General features: G+C 28.5%; 9 protein-coding genes. All 9 read left to right on the top strand.

The window, feature by feature from the left end; genetic code table 11:
• Positions 1–137 precede the first annotated feature (137 nt).
• Positions 138–590, top strand: coding sequence for a hypothetical protein (locus ACZ098_RS17095; protein ID WP_487312981.1), 453 nt, complete (start codon positions 138–140; stop codon positions 588–590).
• A 193-nt stretch (positions 591–783) separates the two neighbouring features.
• Positions 784–1770: a hypothetical protein gene (locus ACZ098_RS17090; RefSeq protein WP_487312980.1), complete on the top strand. Its 987-nt coding sequence runs from the start codon at positions 784–786 to the stop codon at positions 1768–1770.
• A gap of 172 nt (positions 1771–1942) precedes the next feature.
• The gene (locus tag ACZ098_RS17085) at positions 1943–2644 is read left to right on the top strand and encodes a hypothetical protein (RefSeq protein WP_487312979.1); all 702 of its coding nucleotides are present in this window, start codon (positions 1943–1945) and stop codon (positions 2642–2644) included.
• A 195-nt stretch (positions 2645–2839) separates the two neighbouring features.
• Positions 2840–3457 carry a hypothetical protein gene (locus tag ACZ098_RS17080; RefSeq protein ID WP_487312978.1) on the top strand — a complete coding sequence of 206 codons (618 nt, stop codon included), beginning with the start codon at positions 2840–2842 and terminating at the stop codon, positions 3455–3457.
• 179 nt (positions 3458–3636) lie between these two features.
• Positions 3637–4566: a DUF1444 domain-containing protein gene (locus ACZ098_RS17075; RefSeq protein ID WP_487312977.1), complete on the top strand. Its 930-nt coding sequence runs from the start codon at positions 3637–3639 to the stop codon at positions 4564–4566.
• Positions 4567–4754: 188 nt separating this feature from the next.
• Positions 4755–5255: a hypothetical protein gene (locus ACZ098_RS17070; RefSeq protein ID WP_487312976.1), complete on the top strand. Its 501-nt coding sequence runs from the start codon at positions 4755–4757 to the stop codon at positions 5253–5255.
• 655 nt (positions 5256–5910) lie between these two features.
• Positions 5911–6564 carry a hypothetical protein gene (locus tag ACZ098_RS17065; RefSeq protein ID WP_487312975.1) on the top strand — a complete coding sequence of 218 codons (654 nt, stop codon included), beginning with the start codon at positions 5911–5913 and terminating at the stop codon, positions 6562–6564.
• Positions 6565–6809: 245 nt separating this feature from the next.
• Positions 6810–7469, top strand: coding sequence for a hypothetical protein (locus ACZ098_RS17060; RefSeq protein ID WP_487312974.1), 660 nt, complete (start codon positions 6810–6812; stop codon positions 7467–7469).
• Positions 7470–7706: 237 nt separating this feature from the next.
• Entirely contained in the window at positions 7707–8156 is a 450-nt protein-coding gene (locus tag ACZ098_RS17055) for an ankyrin repeat domain-containing protein (RefSeq protein WP_487312973.1), read from the top strand.
• The last annotated feature ends 138 nt before the right edge of the window (positions 8157–8294 follow it).

The following is an 8294-nucleotide window of genomic DNA, read 5'->3' as shown; positions in this document are numbered from 1 at the left end:
TGGTAACTTTTTTAAAACCCGAAGGGAATTTTTAAAAAAAAGTTACCAACATTCCGATTACAAATCCGTATTTTTGATTCAATTAATAACCTAAAAATGGTCAACCTATTTCAGGACAAGACATCCACGATTAAATTATGAAACTGGGAATTATATTATTTTTCGTTAGTTCGATGGCATTTAGCCAAGATTCGAAGCTTTCTCAAAAAAGCATTCGTAGCTTATTAAAGGAAAATAAATCACGAAGTTGGTCAACTTGCAATAATGACAGTATTTTTTTTAAATCTGATTTAATTTATTTTTATAATAATTCTTATAGTTCGGAGTGTACAGAAACGACTGGATGGCATTTTGAAAATTTGAAGTCATTTTGGCAGCCAACATTTTTTATCTCTAAAGAGTATGGTACGGCACGTTCACCAATAATGACAGAAAAAGATCATTATAAATTAAAAATAGTTGAACTTGAAAATCAAATTTATTTTAAAGTATATAACAAAAAAATATTGAAGAATACTTATCTTGTCTTAGACGCTGGCTATGATAATAAAACAAGATGCGACAAATTAATATTGAAGAGAATTAAGTAAACCTGCATCTAACAACCGTTTTGCGCAATTGCTTGAGTTGATACTTATCATTTAGCTTTTGGCTTTAATTTTTTTTAGTTCTTGGAATATTTTTCATTTCAAACTTTTCGGTACATTTGTATACGGCTGTGATAAAAGCAGCAACTGTCGCAAAGCGGCGACACGTTATACCTAATGTTTTAAAAAAAACTTGATGAAAAGAATACTTGCAATTATATTTATACTAATAAGTAGTATTTCCATTTCTCAGACAACTTGTGATAGTTTACTACTTTTGAAAAAAAAAGTATATGGATTCAAGCCTTCAAACTTAACTGACACTTTAAAAAGCCTCAAAAATAATGAGCTCGACCTATTTTGGAGAACTGCAAAAAACAATCCAAAAGAAGCATCTCCTTGTTTAAAGACATTGATTGAAAATGAAACTAAAGACTCGTATTTTTGTTTTGATGCCTCCTCACTCCTAGTACGACTTGACAGTACAAATACTTATCTACCAACTGTAATAAATGGACTTAAAAAGTGTAACTTAGAAGACTTACAACTTTCAACGTATCTTGAAATATGTTTTTATCTTAATTATAAAAAACTAGATGTTACTGAACTTGCCACAAAACTAATTAATGTTCCAGACGCAAAAATTTTTCTATCCAACCATTTTATAACATTAAATGCTATTGATGCAAGTATATTTTTATATAACAATATGCCGACAGATATTGCTGAAAAATGTCTTGTATCTGCAATAGAAAGTGGCAATCCATCGGCAAAACATAATGCTGCGGTTCTTTTAAACTTATTAGCAACTGATAGTGGTGATGAGTTATTAAATTCTCTAATTGAAAAAAAAGAACTTGACGAATCAACCATTCAGTTTATAATTAAAGACAGAAAAACCTTTATTATTAAACCAAAAGGGACTGAAAGCCGAGCTAAAATACTTGAATATTTAAATGATGTCCCATATAATTTTGAAAAGGAATTCTTTGGATTCTCTGGAAATGATAAATTAATTGCTTCTGTGTGTAAACAATTAAACAAACAAGATGTTGAAAGAATACGTAATGCTAGACAAAAAACAACACTAGGACTTTCAGACGAAGCCTTACACGAGTATTTTGCTCTGACAAAAATTTTAATGACTGTTCGTGACAAAAAAGAAGATTTAATAAAACACTAGGCATAACATTGGTTTGCATCAATGGCTTGGCTTGGGACTTATCGGGAAACTAATCGGTCAGAATTTTTTCTTTTTATCACCGTCTTTTCTTTCAAAGTTTTCGGTATATTTATTAGCGTCAGTGTTGAAAAAAGCTACTGAATGCAAGCCAAATGACGTTAGCACACATATTATGAAGAATTTAGAAAAAATCACGTTTATCTTAATAGTTTTAATTTTTGCAAGCTGCGAAAAGAAAATTAGCGAAGTTGAATTTGAAAAAAAAGTAATGACTGAAATATTACCGAGTTTAATTGATTCAACTTGCATCGACAGAAGAATTATATTGAATTTTCCACCAAAATATGGTAAATTAATTTATGACAAGGAAGGTCGCTATGTAAAAACTGATTCAACAAAAGCAACTGATAAAGAAAAACAGAATTTATTGGAGTGGAAAAAGAGAACTTCAGAAATAGAAAAAGATACTTCAAAAATTATAATCGCATTTGAATCAAAAATAAAATTTAATAATGAAAATCTACAAGCTGATTTTGAAAAGCATTTTAAAGGGTCAAAATTACAAAAGCTAAATAAAGAAGACAGTTTAGAGTATAATTTAGATTTTGAAAAAATAAAACTAAAAGGTAAATTCAAACTGAAAAATTTAAATCAATTTCCGGAAAGAGATAAAATATGGGAAAGTAAATATAAATTTAACTTTTCCGGAGTTGCATATTTTAGAAAGATACAATTTGATACAGATAAAAAATTTGGAATACTTGACGGAGGTTTTGTTTGCGGTGGAAAGTGTGGACAAGGATTTAGAATTTATATCAAAAAAGAAAATGGAAAGTGGAAAATTGACAAAATTGAAGGAACTTGGATTTCTTAAAATAAATACGTCTGCCAACACAGGTTTTATGCTATTGCTACGCTCGGGCTTTTTTTGGACGCTTGGTCTCTTATCTTTTTTCTTTTTCATCGCGTTTTTCTTTTAAAAGTTTTCGGTATATTTGCTTTGGTCTGTGATAAAAACAGCAACAGACATATAGCCTTGGAACGTTATGCGATATTTTGAAAAAAACGAATGGAAATAGACATATCAAATAGAGACTTAAGCCAACCCATAATTTGGGAAGGCAATTTAAATGACGATTGTACTGCAAAATGGGCTGGGCTAATGCTTCGAGCAGAATGGATGGATGAAAATTATTGGTGGTGGTGTGTTTATGATATGATAAAAGACGAAATCCAAATCGACAGTTCAAATGAATACAATGAAAGATTTATCTGCGGTAAAGTTTCAAGAGAAAAAGCAGAAGTAATTGCTAAAAAATATCTAAAAAGTGAAATTATAAATGGAAATCTAAATTCTAGCAATTTTGAAATTTCTAATTATATAACTGATTTAAAAAATGTTGGTGCTTCACCAGTTGAAACAATTCAATTTTTAAAAAATAAATTTAACATCAATCTTTCAAAAGCTAAAGATTTAGTTTTTGATTCTAATGATTGGCTAGGTTTAAGAGACGCATCTGAAAAACTCACACAAGAATTGTTAAATGCAGGTGTAGAAATTGCAGACAAAGTTGAATATATAGATGGAAAAGTAACGTCAGTTACATTTGACATAATCAAAGGTAATTTAGAAAGTGGACAGAAAAATAAATCTTTTTGGAATAAAATAAAATCGAAATTTATGTAAAAAAACGTCGCACAACAGCAGTTACAAGAAATTGCTAGGCATGGGATTTATCAGAATTGGTAATTGTTGAATCAAAGTGTTGTTTATATTTGTAATTGACAGTGAATGAAGTACGCAACTTCTTGTAGCTGACAAACGTTGGTGGCAATAATTTGGAAAATCGTAATTAAAAGAAAAATATGTTCTCATTTTTTAACAAAAAAAATATCAAAACAGAAATTCCGACTTGGGCTTCTTTTTTTGATATTTCAGAATATTCAACATTCATTTATGAAATAGAGAATTATTTCAGAAAAATTAATCTACCAATTAAAATTTCTGATGGAATTGTAACTTTAGCCGAAAACGAACTTGGTTTTAGCAATTTGGGATTAAGTAATGTTGCGCAAAATTGTAAACAAGATAAACCTAAAAATTATAAAGAAATAATTAATAATCATTTTAATTCATTAATTGAAGCAAATCAATTTGAAATAGAATTTGATAAAATTGCAGATAATTTTGAGGAAATAAAAAAATATATTGCAGTAAGATTATATAATGAAGAATATATTGATTATGTCGGTAAAGAATTTACAATTCGAAAAAAATTTAAAGGAGATATTTATTCAATGATTGTATTTGATTTTCCACATAGTATTAGTAATATAAGTCCCGAACAAATAAAAAATTGGGGGAAAACTGAGAATGAACTTTTTGAAATTGGAATACAAAATATTAAAGACAAATATCCACAAACTATAACAAAAGAAAACTTTGGAGTTTTTGATATTTGGTTTGTAAATTCTGACCATTTCTTCACACCAAATATAGTTTATGACATAGAAAACAGAAAAGAATTTACAGGAAGTAAAGGCTTATTGATTGGAATTCCGCACAGACATTCAGCGATAATTTATCCAATTGAAAATTTAGAAGTTGTAAAAGCAATAAATGGAATTATTCCAGCAGTTTATAATATGAATGTAGAAGGTCCAGGTTCATTAAGCAATAAAATTTTTTGGTACAAAAACGGAATTTTTACAGAAATTCCATATAAAATGGACGATGGGAAACTACAAATATTTCCGCCAGACAACTTTCTGAAATTGCTAAATGAACTAAATTGACAATATTATTACTGCCATCAATAGGCGTTTGGCAAGATTCCGAATTTTGTAGTAAATACACGTTTACATTTCGCAAGAAATTTTATCTTTGATAGAAAATAATCGGTTCCAAAGTTCGCAATCTCGCCAATCGCCTGAATGTTATCAGTCATTCTGCGAAAAAATAGAAAATAAAAAAGTAAATCACTATGAATAAATTAATTATACTTTCTATTTTAATATTAATATTTAGTGTTTCTTGTAGCAAAAAAGACAACAAAAGTTCAGAGTTCTTAAAAAAGTACGATAAAATTAGATTAATTTCATACAATACACATAGAGATGTTTATCGCTCAAACTATGAACCAAAAATAGAAAACGATACAGTTAAAATTCCGAATATTAAGTTCATTGATAACATAATTCTTGACAAACATTTCGCAGAAAAAATCACTAAAGTTTTATTCTCAGAAGAAAACGAATGTGTTTTGGCAGATTGTTACAATCCGAGACATATTATTTTATTGTACAAACAGAATAAACTCATTGACTTTTATGAGTTTTGCGCAGAATGTGGAGGAAGTAGACAATCAAAAAATATAAGTTTTCCGGAACTTTGCGCAGACAAAGGTGACAAAATCATAGCAATTTTTAAAGAAATGAAAATGAAAAATAACGGAGAAGAAAATGAAAATTATAAATATTTTTAGAAAGAACGACTGCTAACATAGGTATTACGCTATTGAGAATTTAGCAGTGAAAAACGACATTAAAAATGCACCGAATAAAATTATTGTTCAATGTAGATCATATGAGCATGGCGAAGAGATTATTACTAAAATAAAAGAAGCTAAAACCGGAGAAATTCTACATTTATAACTTAATTACGAGATGAGAAAAATAATATTTAATTCAATTCTATATTCAGCAATTTCGTTTTGCGTAATTTCCTATTTTAGTCTAATGATTTCGCTTTTGTCAAGACAAAAAACGGAGCTTCCAGTTTCAAATATTGGCTTTCCATTTAAATATTATAAACAATTTTGGATAGACAAAAATGAGTTACATCATGGTTGGAATCCACAAAGCTTTTTATTAGATTGTCTAATAATATGGTTTGTCACTCTCCTACTCTATTTCATTATAATCAAAAAAAGAAATTAATTATTACAACTGCTGCTTACCCAGGTTTTATGCTATGCTACGCTTAGGCTTATATAGACGTTTGTTCTCTTATCTTTTTTATTTCTCATCACATTTTTCTTTTAAAAGTTTTCGGTATATTTGTTAACGCCAGTCTTAAAAATAAGCAACAGAAATAAAGCCTGGGAACGTTAGCAGTAATTTTAAAAATCAGAAATTCAAATGAACTTTTTTCGAAAAATTAAAGACCTAATTGATAGAAGAAAAGCGATTGATGAACTCTACTCCGATTTAAAAAATTTGGACGAAGTTTTACTAAAAAAAAGACTTGAAATTTTTAATGAACTTGCAACACCAAAGTTTTCTGAAATTGGATTAAAGAATTGGAACGGAAAATATTTATGGTTTAGCGATTTCAATGAAAATGGACTTAAGTTTGTCGTAGAATACAATGTTTTCAAAGGTTTTGGAGGTTCTTTCTCATTTGGAATCTGTTATGATTTTATTCCAAGTATTTCCTCACAAAATAAATTAACATATCACAAAACCGATAAATCGACTAAAATAATGTATTATAAAAGATTAGAAGGTTGGCAAAAGAGCTATGAGAATAACAGTCCAATAAATCCAGACAAAATAAGTACTGTTAATGAAGAAAAGTTTAGAAAAAGTTTAAATTATGTTATTGAGAATAATATCCTAAAACTAAAAAAATGGTTTGAAGAAAATAAGACAATTGATCAAAATATAACAAAGCTTTTAAGTGAAATAGAAAATCCAACTTATGAAATTGGAAGGCGTGTAATTTCATTTGAATATATACTTGGTTTTTTATATGCAAAAAAAATGATTTTGATGCAGCGGAGTTTTGGATAAATAAACATTTTGAAAACAGGAGTGATTATGCCGAAAAGAACTTACTATTAGATAAATTAAAAGCTCTGAAAAAAAACTACCGCTAACAGCCGTTTGCACCAATGGCGTAGCTCGGGATTTATCAGAAATTGGAAAGGTATTTAATTTAAAGTTTTGTTTATATTTGTGAAGGCTTGGTCTTGGTTCATAGCCACTGCCAGAAGCAGCAAAACCTTAACAGCAAGTTGCTGAAAAATCTGCAAAATATGAGAATATTCATTTTTTTATTACTTCCGTTTTTTTGTTTTTCTCAAGAAGATAATTACAAAAAACTTAACAAACTTCCGAAAGCAGAATTTGAAAAGTCTGTCTCAGACAGTATTGTAAAATTGGAATCCGGAGATTTATGGAATTTCCTAAAAGTTCTTAAAGATGATTATAAAAAAGACTTAACACCTTTTAATGAAAATTTTATAAATAAAATGGAAGCAACAAAATGGCCCATGGATATGCATTTCTTGTTAAGCTTTCTAATTGAACAAAAAACAGAAAAAAGCATACTAGAAAATATTCTTAACTCAAAAAAAGTAGTTTGGGATAATGGACAATGGTCTGAGAAGTTTTGGAAAATTATTAGAGAACATAAACTGAATATTAAAGAAGATTCGAATTACTCAACAAACAAAATAGGTCAAAAAACTTACGATGTAAAATCTTTTCTTGAAGAGAAAATCAAAAATGGAGAAATTGGTCCAAATCCACTTTTATTTCTTGATTACAGGATAGCAGATTATGAACCAAATCAGCTTTTTGAAACTCTTGAAAAAATGAATAGTAAAGACATCCAAATTATGACTAAAGAAGAAGCACCTAAAATATATGGAAAACGTGGTGCACATGGAATGATTAAAGTTTTGCGGAAATAAAACCAGCTCATAATAGCGGTTTCAAGAAATGGCGAGGCACGGAATTTAACAAAAATGGAAAAGGTAATTAAATTAAAGTTTTGGTTATATTTGTGAAGGATTGGTTTTGGTATATCGCCACTGCATGAAGCCGCGAAACGTACGCTAAACAAATAAAATTGCACATAAACTTTAGCATATATAATAGTTAGCGGTCATTGTAAACCTCAGCGTCAATAATTGAAATCCATTTGATTTATGAAAATATTTAACTATTTTAAAAAACGCAAAATAGAAACTGACAAACAACCTTTGGATGACAAAAAGAATGAAATTAACTTGTTTGAATATGTTGTAAATAGTGAAATATTTTTACAAAAAGCAAGAGAATTTAAAAATGTAAATGAAATTTATCAAAATGGAATGAATCTTCTTCATTTTGCTTGTGAAAACAATAATATTTTATTGGCTAAAGAATTACTTGAAAGACAAATAAACATCGAGGAAAAGAATATACATGGAAATACTCCTTTATGGACGGCTGTTTTCAATGCAAAAGATGAGTATGAAATGGTTGATCTACTATTATCTTATAATGCAAATCCGGATTCTGAAAATAATTCTCAAAATACTCCGCTAAAATTTGCAATAAAAATAGATGATAAAAAATTAATTGAAAAATTGACTAAAAAAACAACGAACCGCTAACACCAGTTTTCGCCTATTGATTACTATGATATTTCCAAAATAAAAATGATATTTTTTATTTTATTTTTTTGATAATAATTCAAAGTTTTATTCCATTAAGACAATAGATTTCTTGAGGTAATTATTGTTTTACCTCTA

Source organism: Flavobacterium sp. SP2 (assembly GCF_057626655.1).
The sequence above is the reverse complement of the archived record's forward strand: the minus strand, read 5'-3'. Positions and strand labels throughout refer to the sequence as shown.